The sequence below is a fragment of the Streptomyces sp. NRRL WC-3618 genome, from assembly GCF_001280005.1.
Lineage (GTDB): Bacteria > Actinomycetota > Actinomycetes > Streptomycetales > Streptomycetaceae > Streptomyces.
Genome location: NZ_LGDW01000040.1, coordinates 19,893 through 35,999, shown reverse-complemented (window position 1 = coordinate 35,999; position 16,107 = coordinate 19,893). Strand labels below are relative to the sequence as shown.

15 protein-coding genes and 2 pseudogenes are annotated in these 16,107 nt (G+C 70.4%); 7 read left to right on the top strand and 10 right to left on the bottom strand.

The window, feature by feature from the left end; all coding sequences use genetic code 11:
- Position 1 precedes the first annotated feature (1 nt).
- Positions 2–241, top strand: a pseudogene (locus ADL01_RS45815) (ISKra4 family transposase); the annotation flags it as partial.
- Positions 242–282: 41 nt separating this feature from the next.
- On the opposite strand, the gene ADL01_RS06130 reads toward ADL01_RS45815, so the two are convergent.
- Positions 283–945, bottom strand: coding sequence for a hypothetical protein (locus ADL01_RS06130; RefSeq protein WP_234354519.1), 663 nt, complete (start codon positions 943–945; stop codon positions 283–285).
- 269 nt (positions 946–1,214) lie between these two features.
- Here ADL01_RS06130 and ADL01_RS06125 point away from each other — a divergent pair.
- Positions 1,215–1,555 (top strand): annotated as a pseudogene (locus tag ADL01_RS06125) (MFS transporter); the annotation flags it as partial.
- On the opposite strand, the gene ADL01_RS06120 reads toward ADL01_RS06125, so the two are convergent.
- The gene (locus ADL01_RS06120) at positions 1,537–2,004 is read right to left on the bottom strand and encodes a hypothetical protein (protein WP_053740857.1); all 468 of its coding nucleotides are present in this window, start codon (positions 2,002–2,004) and stop codon (positions 1,537–1,539) included. The pseudogene ADL01_RS06125 and the gene ADL01_RS06120 overlap by 19 nt on opposite strands.
- A gap of 403 nt (positions 2,005–2,407) precedes the next feature.
- On the opposite strand from ADL01_RS06120, the gene ADL01_RS06115 reads away from it, so the two are divergent.
- Positions 2,408–3,166 carry a class I SAM-dependent methyltransferase gene (locus ADL01_RS06115; RefSeq protein WP_053740856.1) on the top strand — a complete coding sequence of 253 codons (759 nt, stop codon included), beginning with the start codon at positions 2,408–2,410 and terminating at the stop codon, positions 3,164–3,166.
- 375 nt (positions 3,167–3,541) lie between these two features.
- A complete protein-coding gene (locus ADL01_RS06110) occupies positions 3,542–4,210 on the top strand; it encodes a hypothetical protein (RefSeq protein WP_053740855.1) in 669 nt (222 codons plus the stop codon).
- Between the two features lie 79 nt (positions 4,211–4,289).
- Here ADL01_RS06110 and ADL01_RS47190 read toward each other — a convergent pair whose 3' ends face one another.
- Positions 4,290–4,415 (bottom strand): hypothetical protein, encoded by a 126-nt coding sequence (locus ADL01_RS47190; RefSeq protein WP_267889902.1) that lies wholly within the window; start codon positions 4,413–4,415, stop codon positions 4,290–4,292.
- Between the two features lie 175 nt (positions 4,416–4,590).
- Between ADL01_RS47190 and ADL01_RS06105 the strand changes: the two genes are divergently transcribed.
- A complete protein-coding gene (locus tag ADL01_RS06105; protein ID WP_053740854.1) occupies positions 4,591–5,358 on the top strand; it encodes a Stf0 family sulfotransferase in 768 nt (255 codons plus the stop codon).
- Here the strand turns inward: ADL01_RS06105 and ADL01_RS06100 are convergent.
- From ADL01_RS06100 to ADL01_RS44515, 6 genes are all read right to left on the bottom strand, one after another.
- The gene (locus tag ADL01_RS06100; protein ID WP_053740853.1) at positions 5,323–5,970 is read right to left on the bottom strand and encodes a DUF5825 family protein; all 648 of its coding nucleotides are present in this window, start codon (positions 5,968–5,970) and stop codon (positions 5,323–5,325) included. The two genes, ADL01_RS06105 and ADL01_RS06100, sit on opposite strands and share 36 nt — an antisense overlap.
- Positions 5,967–7,919: a RiPP maturation radical SAM C-methyltransferase gene (locus ADL01_RS06095; RefSeq protein WP_053740852.1), complete on the bottom strand. Its 1,953-nt coding sequence runs from the start codon at positions 7,917–7,919 to the stop codon at positions 5,967–5,969. Before ADL01_RS06095 ends, ADL01_RS06100 begins: the two co-directional genes overlap by 4 nt.
- 17 nt (positions 7,920–7,936) lie before the next feature.
- A complete protein-coding gene (locus tag ADL01_RS06090) occupies positions 7,937–8,728 on the bottom strand; it encodes a hypothetical protein (RefSeq protein WP_053740851.1) in 792 nt (263 codons plus the stop codon).
- Positions 8,725–9,741: a DUF692 family multinuclear iron-containing protein gene (locus ADL01_RS06085; RefSeq protein WP_053740850.1), complete on the bottom strand. Its 1,017-nt coding sequence runs from the start codon at positions 9,739–9,741 to the stop codon at positions 8,725–8,727. The genes ADL01_RS06090 and ADL01_RS06085 overlap by 4 nt, the downstream gene beginning before the upstream one ends.
- Positions 9,738–11,747, bottom strand: a complete 2,010-nt coding sequence (locus ADL01_RS06080) for a B12-binding domain-containing radical SAM protein (RefSeq protein WP_053740849.1) — start codon at positions 11,745–11,747, stop codon at positions 9,738–9,740. The genes ADL01_RS06085 and ADL01_RS06080 overlap by 4 nt, the downstream gene beginning before the upstream one ends.
- A gap of 62 nt (positions 11,748–11,809) precedes the next feature.
- Positions 11,810–11,962 carry a hypothetical protein gene (locus ADL01_RS44515; protein ID WP_159049462.1) on the bottom strand — a complete coding sequence of 51 codons (153 nt, stop codon included), beginning with the start codon at positions 11,960–11,962 and terminating at the stop codon, positions 11,810–11,812.
- Between the two features lie 196 nt (positions 11,963–12,158).
- Here ADL01_RS44515 and ADL01_RS06075 point away from each other — a divergent pair, with 196 nt between their 5' ends.
- Positions 12,159–15,266: a lantibiotic dehydratase gene (locus ADL01_RS06075; RefSeq protein WP_234354518.1), complete on the top strand. Its 3,108-nt coding sequence runs from the start codon at positions 12,159–12,161 to the stop codon at positions 15,264–15,266.
- A 95-nt stretch (positions 15,267–15,361) separates the two neighbouring features.
- Here ADL01_RS06075 and ADL01_RS06070 read toward each other — a convergent pair whose 3' ends face one another.
- Positions 15,362–15,784, bottom strand: a complete 423-nt coding sequence (locus ADL01_RS06070; RefSeq protein WP_053740906.1) for a secondary thiamine-phosphate synthase enzyme YjbQ — start codon at positions 15,782–15,784, stop codon at positions 15,362–15,364.
- A 123-nt stretch (positions 15,785–15,907) separates the two neighbouring features.
- Here ADL01_RS06070 and ADL01_RS47705 point away from each other — a divergent pair, with 123 nt between their 5' ends.
- On the top strand, positions 15,908–15,991 hold the full coding sequence (locus ADL01_RS47705) for a putative leader peptide (protein WP_351276907.1): 84 nt from the start codon (positions 15,908–15,910) through the stop codon (positions 15,989–15,991).
- Positions 15,992–16,107 lie beyond the last annotated feature (116 nt).

The window sequence follows — 16,107 nt, the reverse complement described above, 5'->3', positions numbered from 1 at the left end:
GCTGGACAACGGCCGGCCGATCGCCATCGGCACGGTTGAGGGCCCCTGCCGCCCCCTGATCGCCGACCGCCTCGACATCACCGGCGCCCGCTGGCGCCTTCACGGAGGGGAAGCCGTACTGCGACTGCGTGCCGTCCTCGCCAACGGAGACTTCAACCCCTACTGGCGCTACCACGTCGCCCGCGAACACGAACGTCTCTACCCCGCACCCGACCACCGGAACTACGCGCCCACCGCCTGATCCCGGCAGTCGTTCAAACCGAACTGCCTTCGCCGCCAGACCTACTTGGGGCGACGGCGACCGAGAGAGCGCGCGAGTTCGCCGACCGGCGCCAGTGTGTGTCCGTCATCGCCCGCGCACCACCACACGGCCGCACCGTCCCGCTCCGAGCCGTGGACGCCGAGGTCATGCTGGGGGCACACCGGCCAGACCTGCCAGGTCCATTCGAGCAGGCTCTCCTGGATCAGGATCGCCAGGCTGGTCAGTGCCATGGTCGGGTCGTCGCACATGTTCGGCAGGATGGGGCCGCCCCAGTTGAGCCGTTCGCCGTCGGCCAGGCGGACACCGGCTCCCACCGGGAACCAGTCCTCCAGGATGTCGATCTCCGGTTCGCCCTCGATCCCACGCGTGGGCAGATCGCGGGCCACGATCCGCAGCGCGGCGCGCAACGTCGCCAAACGCTCGGGGGCGAGGTCGAAGCCGGGATCGAAGCCCACGTCGTCCAGGACGCGCCGGGCCAGGGCGGTCATCTCCGCCGGCGACACCTCAGCCGGGTTCCGCTCGACGACCTCCAGGATGGCGCCGGTGCAGTGGAACCAGTCGAGCAGTTCGCAGGCGAGGGCGACGACTTGCTGTGGGTCGAGATTGTCCTCACGCAGGCCGAGGTAGACCCTTCGCATCAACTGCTCAGTAACCGCTTCGCACTCAGCCATGACGTTGCTCACCGGCCCAGTATCCCGACGCCTCACGGTTCCCCGCCGCATGGTTTGTCGGCATGACGCCTGACGCACTTGCGGTGGCGGAGCCGTCGCAGCAGCCGCCAGTGCGCATAGGCATGCAGGATCCGGCGTTCGACGGGGTCGGTGCGCGCGTCGACGGCCACAGCACGGCCAGTCACAAGATCATCCCACGCCGGCCAACCAACGTGACAATGCCTTAAACGCTGTACCGCTGTACCGCTGTACCCCAAGGCCGATCCCCAGCACCGTGCCGTGCCCTGGTGACGATCACGTTCGTCGGCGCGATGGACGCCCTGCTCACCACGCCCGTCCAGATGCCGCTGATGCCAAGGCGAAGGACACTCCGACCATGGCGGCGGCCTCCAACCACTCCGCCGTCAATCTGGCCAACGCGGGCGGCGCCTGGCTCGGCGGCTTCGCCATCTCGGTGGGCTGGGGCTGGGCTTCACCGGCCCTGGTCGGCGCGGCGCTGGGCATGGCCGGACTGGGCCTGGCGTTCCTGGGCGGCCTCATGGACCGGGGCGGCAGCCGCTCCGAGGTGATCACGGGAGCCCAGCCCGAGCAGGTCGCCGCCGCTCAGTCCCAGAGCGGGTAGGACACGGTCCGGGCGACCTGCTCCGGCCGACCGGCCTGGTACACGAGCGTGATCCGGGAGTAGTGCGCCACCTGAGGCTGCTTCTTCCAGGGCCGCGGACGGTCGAGCCGTACGGTCACCCGGTAGGCGTGGAAGCGTCCTGCCGCACAGTACGGCGTGCAGTCGTTGACCCAGTTCACCCCCTTGGCCCGCGCCGTAGCAGCGTCCCACCGGGACCAGCGCAGCGAGGCCAGACGGCTGTTGCCGTCACCGCAGGCGAGGATGAAGTCGTGCGGACGCACCTGCGGGTGCCACAGGCAATCGACGAGGACCGGAAGAGCGGTGCGCTGCTGCACGCTCTGCGCGGCGGGTGCCGGGTCCGGCCGGGCCGCGGGCTGTGCGCCCGCGGAGGTCGCGAGGGTGGCCACCGCGAAGAGCGCGACCGTCGTGGTGAGTGCGCGTAGCTGCATGGCCGATCCCCGCTGCCGCTGGCCGATGGATGTCCCGGTTCCGACGCTACGACCGGCGGCCCGGCCTCACCACTCGAACGGCCCGGCGTGGGCGCTGTCACGTTGTTGGGTGGGTAGGTGTCTGGTGGTGCGTCGCGGCGTGGTGAAGTCCGGTTTCGGGCTGTGTTCACGCCGTGGCGGCGAGGCCGGCGACTCCGGTGGTCTGCTCCCAGGCCCCTCCAGCACGATCAACCAGAAGATCATCCCACCGGCCGGCCAACGTGACAGTGCCGCATCACGCTCATCGTGGGCCCGAGCTGGATGCGACAGCCTCTCGTCAGGCCCCGGTTGATCTCTTACGCTGCACGCGGATCTCGCCGTGCGCTGCTGGCCACTTCTCACCACACCCGGAAAAATCGCGGGCATGCCCTCTCACGCGAACCAAGCCCGCGCCCTGTCCTTCGACACCGTTGCCACGCAGTACGCTGCCGCCCGCCCGGGCTATCCGCCAGCCCTCTTCGACGCCGTTGAGGAACTCGCCGGTCGACCGCTGGCCGGCGCCAACGTGCTGGACTGCGGAGCCGGTACCGGCATCGCCACCCGGCTGATGCGCGAACGCGGCGCCCACGTCGTCGCCCTGGAACCGGGCGCCGGTATGGCCGCCACGCTGCGCGCTGCCGAGCCGGAGATCCCGCTGGTCCGGGGCGAAGGAAACCTTCTGCCCTTCGCCGCCCACAGCTTCGACGTGATCACCTACGCCCAAGCCTGGCACTGGACCGACCCGGCCAGTTCCGTCCCCGAAGCGCTGCGCGTGTTACGCCCGCACGGCGTGCTGGCCCTGTGGTGGAACCAGGCCGACGTCCGCGTCACGTGGGTCGCGGCGGAAGACGCCCGACTCGCGCCCTTCACCCGCAATTACCCGGCAACCGTGGCCGAGTTGGTCGCCCCGTTCCCGGTCCACGTGGCTACCCGCGAGATCTTGTGGTCGCGCCGAATCACCGTCGAGGAGCACATCCACAACCTCGGCACCCACTCGCACTTCGCGGTCATGGACCCCATCGAGCGGGCCGAACTCCTCGACATGAACCGCACCGCCCTGGCCCGGATCTTCCCCGGCGGCGAGCTCGACGAGCCATACCGGTGCGGCCTGACCGTCGTGCGGTCAGCTACCACTCACACCTGAACAGAACCCAGCGCCCACCGGCACCTCACCGCCCCCAAGGTCGCCTCAGGACGCCCACAGCGATGAAGAACGGCCAGGCTCTCAGCGTTGTCAGCTCTCATCGACATTTCCGAGCCGCGTGATCACTAAGTGCTGCCCGAAATCGTCGCTGAACGTTGCCCGCTCTCGCTTTCAAAACCGGCGTAGGCGTACTCGGCGCGGTCGAACGTGGTGAGGACCCACGACGGGGACCTCCGCCGCCCCTGTGCAACAGCTGTGTCCCGGGAATATGGCGGAACGACCGCAAACCCTGGCACAGCGACTTCCGCTGCTACCTTCGCCAACGGATCACCGAGAGGACCGGCCACCGAGGCCGTCCCTGGCAGGGGAGGACCCATGGCCGACGAACACTCAACGAGCCGTACCAGACCCGGACATCGCGCGATGGTCGCGGCGGTGCTGCTCACCACGCTCGGCACGGCCGCGCTGACCGGCTGCGGCGGCTCCGGGAAGACCACCGCGACGCAGGAGACACAGGACAAGGCAACCGGTATCGCCGCGCCCTCCGCTTCCGGCCCCAGCACGGCGACAACCGCCCCGCCGACGGTGTCCGCCCCGACAACCCCCGCGGCACCCCTCGCAGCCCCCACGGCCCAGGCGGCCGCCGAGACATCGGCTGCGTCGTCGCCCGACGCGGACTCCGGCGCGACACCGGGCTGCGACCACAAGATGCCGATCTCACCGGACGAGGTCGCGGTCTACCGCTACACCCCCGAAGGCGGCAGCCTCAACCTGATCGTGAAGGCCGGCGCCTGGGGCTGCCCCGACCCCGACTCCGACGGCCCGGCGTTCGAGACGACCGGCAAGGAGTACGACCTGCCGCTCGACCAAGCCGCCTACATCACCGCCACCAACCCGATCACCGAAAGCAGCCAGAACCAGCAGATCGGCGTGCAGGAACTTCTCGACTGGCTGGAGGCCCACCCCAACTCCGGCCTCGTCTTCAAGTACCACGCCGGCGCGGACGGAGCGGTCGACAAGCTCGAGCAGGAATTCACCCCGTAGTCCACGGGTAGTTCCACGGCCACCCCAGCCACCGAGCCCCGCAGCCCCACCCACCGACCGCAAGGGAACGCCATGCGCATCACCGCACCCCTGACCCGACGCCGGTCCAGAACGCCGGCGTCGTCCTCGCCACCGCGATGTCCGCCGTAGCCCTGTCCACCGGATCAGGCGGCGCCGCGAACGCCGCCGCGACGACCACGCCCATCGTCTCGCCTCGCCCGGCCAGAGCCCCCTTTCAGGGCCCCGGCCGCGTGCTGGTACGAGACGGTGAACACCCGCACACCCGCGAATGCCGGTGCGATGCAGGTCGCTGTCGTGCACCGTGCACGGAACGCGACGGAGCGGTGACAACCACCGGTGCCGGGCACGAAGGTGTTCTCATGGTGCTGCGCTATCGGACCAACGGTCCGGAGTTCGACTTCCCGCCCTTCGCCGGTCTGCCGCCGGTCCGTTACGTGCTCGCGTCGACCCCCCGGTGCGGCAGCAACATGCTTGCCCGCGCCCTGTGGCACACCGGGCTGGCCGGTTTCGCCGAGGACTACTTCGCCGACGCCTTCGTGCTGGACTACTTCGAGCGGTGGGGATTCGGCTCCAGCGATCCGCAGGAGTTGGCGGCGACCTATGTGCGGCAGCTGATGACGTGCCGGACCAGCCCCAACGGCGTGTTCGGGCTGCGGATCCACGCGGGGCACCTCGGGAGCCTGGAGGTCGACCCGTACGACATCCTCCAGGCACCCCGGTACATCTGGATCCAACGCAGGGACCGGTTGCGGCAGGCCGTGTCGTACACCATGGCTGAGCAGACCGGTGTCTGGATCCTGGACGGGACCCTTCTGCCGGAGGCGAGTGCGCGCGCCGTTCGCCGGTACAGCTATGCGGAGATCCGCCGTCATCTGCGGCTGCTCGACCGCGACGCGTCGGTCTGGGAGGACTACTTCGGCAGGCACGCTGTCGTCCCGCATGTCGTCGTCTACGAGGACATGGTCGCGGACTACGAGGCAGGCCTGCTGGGCTGCCTCGACTTCCTCGGTCTCGGCGCCCCCGAGTCGGTGCCGGCTCCGGGGATCAGGCGTCAGGCCGACGAGTTGACGGAACGGTGGGTCGAGAGGTTCCTACGGGATCGTCGTGCTGAGCGGCCAGCGTCGTAGGCGGTACGGCGTCCACCACAAGTAGCGCCCGGCGCGATGGAGCAGGTTTTCGCGCAGGTAACGCTCCAGGGCCCGCTCCGTCGACGCCGACGCGATCACAGGGACGCCGTCCAGCAGCCCCTGGAACGCCGTGCTCCGTGGGGCCTGGACGACCAGGCGTCGGAACGAGCTCCCACGGTGGTCGCGGATCTCCAGGAAACCGGGGCCGCGGCGGTAGCCGCACTTCGCGATATGGAACGAGCCGCGCCATGCGGTGACCACGCGTTCGTCGTTCTCCTCTCCCGTGGAGCCGCGGAAGACGCCTGCCGGGGGATGCAGATGGCTCAGCGCACGCCACTGGGCCGGGTCGGCCATGCGCAGTGTCCAGTCCACCGCGATGCCGTGGCTGGTGAGTTCCCGGACGACGAGGAGGACGGCGACCGCGGACGCACCGTCCGGATCGGTGAGGTCCACGGGCTCGTGCACCTGGACGAACTGGACGCCGTCGGCGGCGAGTCGTCCGACGGTGTCCACCGGGTCGTCCGGCAGCCCGTCGAGGGTGCCGCAGCGGATGCCCGGCAGGAGCATGGCCGCCGGATCGCGGTCCTTCCACAGAGTCAGCGCCGGTCTCATCGGGTGTCTCCCCCTGCCGGGGCCGCCAGGGCGGGGACGAGCGACGTGGCGTCCCCGTGCAGTCCGTCGCCGTCGAGCCGCAGCAGGTCCTGGTTGGCCACGGCGGGCGCGACCTGGACGTACTGGCCGCCCTCGGCGAAGACCAGGCCGAGGGTGCGCCAGCGCGCCAGCAACCCGGTCACGCGCTCTTCTGTCACCTCTCCGGCAGGCTCCCCCGCGTCCGCGCACCGGGCAGCGGCTTTGCGCAGCAGCGCCGCCGGGCTGTGCGGTGTGTCGAGCAGCCGGAACACCGTCACTTCGAGCGGGTCGGTGAGGTCGAGGAGCCGCCAGGAGAAGCCCGGCCGGGTGTCGACCAGGACGATGTGCCCGCCGAGGTCGCAGTGGGTCAGCCGGCTGCGCGGGTAGGCCGCCGTCCAGTCGGCGACGGCCGTGCGCAGCCGGTTCCGACAGTCGTCGGCGATGCCCTGGTGCGGTGAGTCGAAGATGTACACCAGGTCGGCGAGTTCGTCCGGCGGCAGGTCGTAGATGTGGTGGTAGTGCGAGGCGGGGCGCAGGTCGCCGAAGCCCAGTTCCGGCCGGTCGAAATAAGGGCTGAACCGCTCGACCTTCAGGCGGGTGGAGTTGGCCGGCGGTCCGAGATGGTGCAGCGCGGGCAGCTGGTCGATGATCTCCTCGTAGTCCTGTTCGGTCTCGCCGGGGAAGCCGTAGAGGTAGTTCCAGCTGAGGTTGACGCCGGTGGTCTCCGCGTCCCGCAGCAGCCGTACGTTCTGGCAGCCGGTCACACCCTTGTCCATCAGCTTCAGTACCCGGCTGCTGAGGCTTTCCACGCCGGGCTGCACGTAGCTGACTCCGGCCGCGTACAGCGTCGCCAGCTGCTCGCGCCGCAGGTTCGACTTGATCTCGTAGCACAACCGCAGGTCGTACCCGGACTCCTGGAGAAGCGGGGCCATCGAGTTGAGGTAGGCCATGTCGAGGATGTTGTCGGTGACCCACACGTCCAGTACGCGGTGACGCTCGACCAGGCCGAGGATCTCGTCGACGAACCGCCGGGGGTCCTTGCTGCGGAACTCCATGAACGAGCCGTTGAGGCCGCAGAAGGTGCAGTGGTGCTTCTCGCCCCACCAGCAGCCGCGCGAGCCCTCCACCACCAGCCGCGGCTCCACCCAGCCGCCCGCGGTGGACCGCGCGTGCCGCTCGAAGTAGTCGCCGTAGTCCGGGGTGACCAGTGCTCCCGGGGGCAGCGGGGCGGCGTCCATGGGGTGTGCCACGGACCGGCCGTGCGGATCGCGGCGGCACAGGCCGGGGATGGCTGCCAGGTCGTCGGCGTCACCGTCGCGGAGCGCGGCGAGCAGCCGCGGGAACGCGATCTCGCCCTCGCCGCGCACCACGAAGTCGACCTGGGGGAAGTTGCGGTGCAGCGCGGCGCCCTGCGGGCCGTCGCAGTTCGCGCCGCCGAAGACGGTGGTGGTGCCGGGTGCCAGTTCCTTGACCACGCGGGCCGCGGCGAGGGTAGCCGCGTTCTGCGCGAACGTGGTGGTGAAGCCGACCACGTCCGGTGCCGTGGCGGCGATCTTGGCAGCTGTCTCCCGGACGAACAGCGGCGCGAGTTCGTGCAGTTCCCGCGCCTTGGCGAGCATGCGCTCCGGCATCTTCCCGCCGAAGTGTTCGGTGAACTCCGCCACCCGCCACCGGGGTCGGTCGTTGAGCGCGGCCGAGAAGATCCACTCGCTCTGTCCGGAGAAGTACGAGTTGGCGCAGAAGTCGTACTCCTCAAAGCCGTACTCCGTACGAGCGGCCACCCAGTCGGCGAAGTCGAGGTTGGCGTGCACCACCTCGACGTCCGCGGCTCCGTCGGGAAAGACGTCGAGGATCCGGCGTTTGAGAATGCCGAGTGCGAGGGACGGCGCGTCCAGCGACGACCACGGCATGTCCACCAACACGATGTGCAAGGCGGTTCCTCTCCCCGTCACCACAGTTCGCGGCGTGCCAACGCCCGCCGCGCGGTCTCGCGCCGGGCCGTCGGTTCGGCCTCGAAGGCCGCCGCCACCCGCCCGGACACCACTCCGTGTGCCAGCCCTGCGGACGTGGTGAAGTACGCGTATTCCACTGCTTCCGCGTTCGCGGCAAGATCAGTGACCTCGGTGGCCCCCGCGCCGGCACGCTCCCCCGGCGTCGTCCCCCAGGTGGCTACGGACGCTGCCGCGTACGTACGCACGGTGGCGTGGCCTCGGTCGGTGCGAACGATTCCCTCCGCCTCGATCACGAACGACAGCGGCTGCTCGCACGTCAGCGCGGTGAACAGGGCGATCATCAGCTCGTGGGTCACGGTGTCGCGCAGCGCCCCTGCCCCGGCGTCATCCAGCAGGTAGGACGCGAACGCCTCCTCCGCCGACAACCCGGGAGCGGTGTACGGGATCAGCCGGAACCGGGAGAAGTGCTTTGAGCCGAGGAATCCGGTGAGCAGGCAGGACTCCGTGGCACCGGCGTCCTGGAGCAGCTTCAGGCTGCGCGGGAACGTGGTCGCGAGGCTGCCGCCGCTGCCGGGCCGCCACACCTGGGAGCGCAGCCGGCGCGCGGTGGTGTCCAGTTCGGCCAGGTCGACGGAGTCCAGGCACTCCAGCTCGCCGGGATCCGCCGCCACGGCCTCGGCGCCCTCCTCGGCGAGTCGGGCCCGCAGGTCCGCGTCCAGCAGAAGCCGCAGGAGCAGGTCGGTCAGCCGCTCGCCGTCCAGCGACGCGCCCGGCTCCACCGTGCTCACGCCACCTCCCCGCGCTGCCAGGCGGCGACCAGGTCCCGCAGCCGCGCGTAGTTACGACGGGACTTCTCGACCAGTTGTCCGTCCTCGCGGTACATCGGGTCCTCGTAGGTCACCCCGAGGAGGTTCGGGCAGCGCGGCAGCAGATACTCGGTGAGACCCACCTGTTCGTCCAGCAGGACGCCGTGGTGCAGGTCGCGGAATTTGCCTCCCACGATCTGGCAGCCCGAAAGGTGCAGTTCCCGGCAACGGCTGAGGGGCAGAGCCTCGATCCCGTCGTACATGTTGCTTCCGGTACGTCCTCTCAGCCACTGGTAGCTGAGCAGATGGCCGACGTCGAGCGTCACCCACACGTCGGCGTCCTGAGCCAGCCGGGCGAAGTACCCGAAGGCGTCCATGTGCCCGAGGACGAACGAGCCGCCTTCGGTGAAGCCGGGGAACTCGACATGCAGCGGCGGATCGAGCAGCCGGGCCGCCTCCGCCACGTTCCGGGTGGCGATCTCCAGCCCCGGCTCGGTCAGCGGCGGCGGGAGCGGATAGGGCATCGGTATGCCGCGCAGGCTCCAGATGCCCAGGTCCTCGACCACCCAGGAGAAGCCGTAGCGGGCGGCCAGTTCGTTGGTGAACTCGGCGGCCGCGCGGCGGTCGTAGCGCTCGGGCGTGCCCATGTTCAGCTCGGTCTGGTGGAAGGCGCGGGCCGCCCCGGCAGGCAGCGCCTCGAAGAAGCGGTCGTACGCGCGCACGTAGTGGGCCGTCCGTACGCGGGCGCGCGAGCGCGGCTGGAACGCGAGGGCCGAGTAGGCGAAGTCGCCGCCGTGGCGGCGCAGGAAGGCGCGCACCCGGTCGGTGATGTCTCCGCCGCCGTCGTCGCTCTCCACGAATCCGATACCGCGCCTGCCGAGGCGTCCGCCGCCCCACGGCATGTCCATCAGTACCCCCAGGCCCATTCGACGCGGGGATTCGGTGATGGTGACGGTTCGGGCGCCGCCGGGTGCGGTGCGCGGCGGTTGCGTCATGACGAGCTCCTGGCTGAGGGCGCCGGGTCGGCTGAACGGGCCGGGTCGGGGGTGCCCGCCGCCGCGTCGGCCAGGCGGGCCAGCAGTCGGCTGCCACGGTCGGTGCGGGCCGTGAGCAGGCCGTCGGCGCGCTGTTCCACGTCGGTGCGGGGAAGCGCGTAGAACCGCTCCCGGACGAGGTCGGCGAGAGTGACGCGGTCTGCCGTACGGTCGTCGGCGTGCGCGGGCACGGTGCGTACCCACGGGTGCGGGCGCAGGGCCGCGACGGCGGGCGCGTGATGGCCGTTCGGGGCGGGGCGCGAGGGTGCCGAGGCGTTCGTACGGCCCGGTCTGACGGTGCGGAAGATCCGCACCAGCCGGTCCAGTGCCTCGGTTCGCGTCGGGCCGCCGCGGACCGCCAGCGGGTGGCCGACCCGGCCGGCCAGGTAACTGAGCTCGGGGTTGCCCGCGAGGCGGTCCGAGGTGTCAAGGGCGAGGCCGTAGTCCTCCGGGCCGGCCACGAGTCTGCTGCCGGGCTCCGCCACCATCAGTTCCAGCGCGTCGATGCCGATCCGCCGCTCGTTGTCGACGAGGAAGCGCAGGGATGCCTCGAACTCGTCCGGCGTCTCGTCCAGGACCTGGCCCATCACGGTGAACCGGACGGCGATGCCCGCTGCGGCGAGGTTGTCGAGGATCCGCTGGTAGTCGGCCGCGCGCACGCCCCGCTCCATCCGGTCCAGCAGGCGCTGCGAGGTGCCCTCGTAGCCGACTGAGATCATCGCGCAGCCGACCGTGGCGAGGTCGTGGCAGAACCCCGGGTCGGTCAGCACGGCCTCCAGCCGGCTGCGAACGCCGAACCGGACCCGTACGCCACGTTCGCGTGTCGCGCGCATGGCCTTCAGGATCAGCCGCAGGTTGGTGTTCTCGTCCGCGACCGACACGTACCGGGTGCCCGTGGCGCGAACCACGGCCTCCACGGCGTCGGCGATCTGGGCCGCGGTGCCCTGCTGGTACCCGCCTTGCGGGAGCGATCGGTTGCCGTACGAGCAGAACGCGCACCGTCCCCAGTAGCAGCCGACGCACGAGACGATCGCGAGCTCCAGCGCGTCGTTGAGATAGGAGCGGAACGGCAGTCCGGTGAAGTCGGGAGGTCCGAGATCACGGAAGCGCAGGGTCACCGCGGGACCCGTGCGCGGCCCGGCATCGGAACGTGGTAGCCAGGTCATGCCGGGCACGGCGGCGAGCGGAAACGTTCCGTCCAGCGCGTCCAGCCAGCGTTCGAGCGGCTCTTCTCCGGCGGTCGTGCAGAGAGCGTCGACCGTTTCCCGGACTCCGGGCAGCCGGGCGAGAGCGTCGTGGCGGAGCATCACCTGCTGACCGCCCAGACAGATCCTGGTGTCGGGCGCCAGTTGCCGGACCCAGGCGGCGATCAGCAGCGCGGGCGCGAGCTGGCTGAAGAACGCCACGGACAGGCCGACCACCCGGGGGCGATGCCGGCCGAGCAGCCCGGTCACCAGGCGGTGCAGCGATACGACCGGTACGCCCGACGCGACGGGCGGCTCGTCCGCGGCCCGGCGTACGGCATCGTCGAGTCGGCCGAGGTCCTCCCAGGTCCGGGCCAGGAAGGTGTCGCGGACCAGCAGTTCGAGGGCCAGGGTGGCGAGCCGAACCGCGCGGTGGGGGCCCAGCTCGCCGGTTGACTCCTTGTGCAGGACGTGGGCACGCAGCTCGCCGATGTGCGCGGTGAAGACGTCGGCCACCGCTCGGCGATACCAGTGGCTCACGGCCGTACCGTCGTCGCCCGTGTCCTGGGCGCGGACCGCGTCGTCCAGCAGCGCGGGACATCGCAGCAGATCGTGGAGCACAGCGATGTTCAGGTCGGCCTGGTGAACCAGCCGGCCCCGGCGCCGCAGATGGCCGGTCAGGTAAGGCAGGCTCAGATACGGGAAGAACCTGGCCTCGGTCTGCGGCGGAAAGATCAACAGGACGTCGGTGCGGGTACGGTCCACCGACCGGCTGGACGGCACGACCTGCCTCCTCGTCTCAACCGGTCTCGCCCGTCGGAGAGTTGCCGTGGCTCCCGGACGTCCTATTCGGGGATGTCGTCCGTGCTCTCCGCCGCGATGTAGGTGTACGTGTGGTACGCCGCGCCGAGCTTCAGCTCGCTGGAATCGATCACCTGGAGTTCTTCGAGTTCACCGAATTCCTCATCGGCGAGTTTCTCAGGAGATGCAGCAGTCATGGTTTTCTCCCCTTCGCAAACGTGCTGGGAATGTGCCGCGTGCCGTGTGCGGCGCCCAATGCTAGCCAGACCGCACGTGCGACAACAGCCCAAACGCCGCCGTTTGGTACGGACGGTATTCGCCCAGGTCAGCGACTCTTGGGGACTCTGCGGCAGCGGGATTGCGCAGCAACAGCGACAATGACCATGGCTCATAATGGCCCCCGTCGCCGCGCGGTTTGGGAAGATCGAGGACAACGCCGTTGTGCTGCTGGAGGGCTGTTTGTACCGCCATGTCGATGCGGCCGTGGTCCGGGCGACAACCTGGTGTCCCGACCACCCGATGGTCTGGCCGGACCTGACCGGCCCGTCCGCGCACAAGGAATCGTGGCGGGCATGGCTTCAACAGATGTGGCAGGCAACCGATTTCGCCACCGCGGTCGAGTTCTCCAGCCCGGACCTGGCGAGACGGGTGCATCAGATATGCGTCGGCGAGCCGGTGCCGGACCTCGCCGTGCGGCACGCTGTGCTTTCGGTGGTGCGCTACCTGCTGCGCGCCCGCTCACGTGCCACTCCGTTCGGTCTGTTCGCCGGTGTCGAGGCCGCCCGCACAGGGGCCGCTCCCGTGCTGCGTGCGGGCACCGGGCACCGGGCGGTCACCAGACCGGAGGCGGCATGGACCGCGGCTCTTGTCGACCGGTTGGAGGAACACCGTGTGCTCCGGCCCCAGTTGACGCTGCTCGCTTCCAGCCTCGCGTTCGAGCGCGACGGACGCCTGACGGTCGAGCACCGCTCAAGCAGTGCGAACGACGGCGCCCCGGTGCACGTGGGGATACGCGCGACCGAGCCGGTGCGCATGGCCATGGAGATCGCACGGGCGCCGGTAGTGTGGACAGTTCTTGCCGAAACGCTCTCCGGCGGTTTCCCGGCCGCTTCGCCCACCGCGATCGAGAACCTGCTCGCGAACCTGGTACGACAGCGATTCCTGATCACCAGTCTGCGTCCTGCGGTCACGTCCTCCGATCCGATTGCCGCCCTGCTCGGACAGATACAGCACCTGCCCGCGGCTGAAGCCGGCGAGTTGTGTGAGGTCGCGGCGGAACTGGCACGGCACGACGACGCCGCCGTGACCCCCGCGGGCGCCCGCGCCGAACGCGCACGAGTGACGGCCGCGATGACCCGGCTCTGTCCCACTGCGAAACCCGCGCTCGCCCTCGACCTGCGGTTGGACTGGGACCTGGTGATCCCGGAGGCGGTGGCCGAGGAGGTGGCGTCGGCCGCCGCCGTGCTCACGCGGCTGGCGCCGCGAGCGGCGCTGAGCCCCGGATGGGCTGCCTGGCACGGCCGTTTCCTCGAGCGCTACGGCCCAGGAGCGGTGGTACCCGTCCTGAGCGCCATCGACCTCCTCGGCTACCCGTCCGGCTACCTCGGGTCCACAGCCGCGTCGACGGGCCCGACGCTGACCGCCCGCGACAGCCGGCTGCTGAGGCTCGCGTACACCGCCGCGACGCGGCGCCGCCACCACGTCCGACTCGATGACGCCGCGATCGACGAACTGGCGGTGGTGGATCCCGGCAGGCCGGTGCAGCCGAGCACCGAGGTGACCGTGCGGATCCACGCCGCAAGCGTATCCGCCCTCGAACAAGGGGAGTTCGCGCTGCACGTCGTCGGGGTGGCCCGTGCGGCCGGAACGGCCACCGGGCGTTTTCTCCACCTGTTCGACGCCGAGGACCGCCGCCGGATGACCGACGTGTACGCCGGCCTGCCCGGCGTACAACAGGACGCGCTGATCGCGCAGATCAGTACCGCTCCGCTGTACATACGCTCGGTGAACGTCGCGCACGCCCCGCAGGTGGCGGGGGTGGTGCTCCCCCTCGGCGACTACCACGGCCCGGACATGGACCAGGTGCCCGTGACGGACCTGGCGGTGACCGCCGATGCCGAGCGGTTGCACCTGGTCTCGGTCTCCCGCCGCCGCCCGGTGCACACGATGCTGCTGAACGCGGTGGATCTGACCCACCACACTCATCCGCTGGCGCGGTTCCTGATCGAGGCACCGGTGGCACTGGCCGTCCCGTGCACCGGGTTCTCGTGGGGAGCGGCCGTTTCCAGCCTGCCGTTCCTCCCCGCACTGCACTACGGGCGCACCGTACTGTCGCCGGCCCGCTGGACACTCGGCGTCAACGACCTGCCCGACGTGCGGACGCCGTGGCCGCGGTGGGACGAGGCCCTGGCCGAATGGCGTCGTGAAGTTCTCCTGCCCCAGCACGTGTACCTGGGCGACGGAGACCGGCGCATGAACCTGGATCTGGCGGAGCCTTCGCACCGGGTCCTGCTCCGTACGCACGTGGAGCGCGACGGCAGGGTACTGCTACGTGCCGCGCCGAAGCCCGGGGACCTGGGCTGGGCCGGCGGGCGCGCCCACGAGATCGTCGTACCCCTGGCCGCTGTGGGCCGGACCTGCGCACCCGTCCGTGCATCCGGCGACGTCGTCGGTCGGGAGTACGGCCGCTTGCCTGGCTGCGGCAACCTGCTCTCCATCAGGTTGCACGGGCACCGCGACCGTCAGGACCCGCTTCTGACCCGGCATCTGCCGTCCCTGCTCGGGGAGTTGGGAGAGCCCCGCTGGTGGTTCGTTCGTCACGGCGATCCCGAGGACCACCTACGTCTCCGTCTTACCTGCGCGCCCGGTTCCCTCGGCACCGCTGTCGGGCAGATCGGCGAGTGGACCCGGCGGCTTCGGCACGCGGGCCTGATCACCCACGCGAGCCTGGAGACCTACTACCCGCAGACCACGCGCTTCGGCGGCCCCGCGGTGATGGAAGCCGCCGAGGAGTATTTCGCCGCCGACGCCGCCGCCGTCCTCGCCCAGCTGACCGCGCAGGCGGAGCGGGGCGCTCCCGACGTGCGTGCGGTGACTGCCGCGAGCATGGTGGACATCGCCGTCGGCCTGCTCGGGGACGACAGGAAGGCGATGCGCTGGCTGGTCGGGCACACCCACACGGACAGGAGCGCCCCACGCCGAGCGGTCTACGACGAGACCATCGCCCTGACGACCGCCTCCCTCACGCCCCAGGCCCCCGGCACTCCGGTGCTGGACGCGCGCGTCACCGCGAGCTGGTCCGCACGCCGCGCCGCGCTGGCCGCCTACCGCAGCGCGCTTGAGGGTGCGGGGACGCTGCCCCCACAGGACCTGCTCCCGGACCTGCTGCATCTCCACCACGTCCGCATGTGCGGGCCGGGACTACCCGAGGAACGCGCACACCTCCACCTGGCCAGAGCCGCCGCACTGAGCTGGACGGCACGAGCGAGGAGAACATCGTGACCACGGCAGCCCCCGGCGCCGCCTTGCCGGCGGCCGGACGGTGGCCGCACGTTGCCGCAAGCGCAATCACACCTACAGTCGTCACACCCGAAGCCTCACCCAAGGAACGACAACCGAACCACCCTGTCCGGATTATCGCGATTCGTGTCCACCAGGCACACCGACTGCCAAGTCCCCAGTTCCAGCCGCCCGCTCAGCACTGGCAGCGTGGCGTGTGGGGGGACGAGGGCGGGGAGTACGTGGTCGCGGCCGTGGCCCGGGGTGCCGTGGCGGTGGCGCCAGCGGTCGTCGGCGGGGAGCAGGGTGCGCAGCGCGGCGAGCAGATCGTCGTCGCTGCCCGCGCCCGTTTCGATGATGGCGATCCCGGCGGTGGCGTGCGGGACGAAGACGTTGAGAAGGCCGTCGCGGCCGGCCGCCACCTCCCTCAGGAAGGTCTCGCAGTCATGGGTGAGGTCGACGACCGTCTCCCGGGAGCCGGAGGCGATGTTCAGTACGCGAGTGGTGAAGGCGTTGGACATGTGCCCCATCATCACCCGGCCACCGGAAGCCACACTCCGCTCGACTCCCGCACCTTGATACGCGTGGCCCATTCTGTGAGACACCGTTGACCGCGGCCACGTCACCTGGCTAGTTTCAGCGGCATGTTGCGTTCAGCCATGCTCACCACGCGCGGTCACATCGACCTGCTGCGGGTGGCCTCCGCCGCGTGTCGCCGCGGCTGCTGACGCCCTTTCTCCTCCCCTCCCGCCCGTTCTCCGGGCACCGCCCGACCCGCACGTCCGGGATCTGACCTGATCCATGCCGGACGCGGCGGCGCCGAGGCACACCCCCTCTCCGGTCG

Excerpts from the sequence above, each read along its gene's own strand:
- ADL01_RS06120 (WP_053740857.1), bottom strand. The coding sequence starts at position 2,004 with ATGCAGCTACGCGCACTCACCACGACGGTCGCGCTCTTCGCGGTGGCC.
- ADL01_RS06115 (WP_053740856.1), top strand. The coding sequence starts at position 2,408 with ATGCCCTCTCACGCGAACCAAGCCCGCGCCCTGTCCTTCGACACCGTT.
- ADL01_RS06110 (WP_053740855.1), top strand. The coding sequence starts at position 3,542 with ATGGCCGACGAACACTCAACGAGCCGTACCAGACCCGGACATCGCGCG.
- ADL01_RS47190 (WP_267889902.1), bottom strand. The coding sequence starts at position 4,415 with ATGGGCGTGGTCGTCGCGGCGGCGTTCGCGGCGCCGCCTGATCCGGTG.
- ADL01_RS06105 (WP_053740854.1), top strand. The coding sequence starts at position 4,591 with ATGGTGCTGCGCTATCGGACCAACGGTCCGGAGTTCGACTTCCCGCCC.
- ADL01_RS06100 (WP_053740853.1), bottom strand. The coding sequence starts at position 5,970 with ATGAGACCGGCGCTGACTCTGTGGAAGGACCGCGATCCGGCGGCCATG.
- ADL01_RS06085 (WP_053740850.1), bottom strand. The coding sequence starts at position 9,741 with ATGACGCAACCGCCGCGCACCGCACCCGGCGGCGCCCGAACCGTCACC.
- ADL01_RS44515 (WP_159049462.1), bottom strand. The coding sequence starts at position 11,962 with ATGACTGCTGCATCTCCTGAGAAACTCGCCGATGAGGAATTCGGTGAA.
- ADL01_RS06075 (WP_234354518.1), top strand. The coding sequence starts at position 12,159 with ATGGCCCCCGTCGCCGCGCGGTTTGGGAAGATCGAGGACAACGCCGTT.
- ADL01_RS06070 (WP_053740906.1), bottom strand. The coding sequence starts at position 15,784 with ATGTCCAACGCCTTCACCACTCGCGTACTGAACATCGCCTCCGGCTCC.
- ADL01_RS47705 (WP_351276907.1), top strand. The coding sequence starts at position 15,908 with ATGTTGCGTTCAGCCATGCTCACCACGCGCGGTCACATCGACCTGCTG.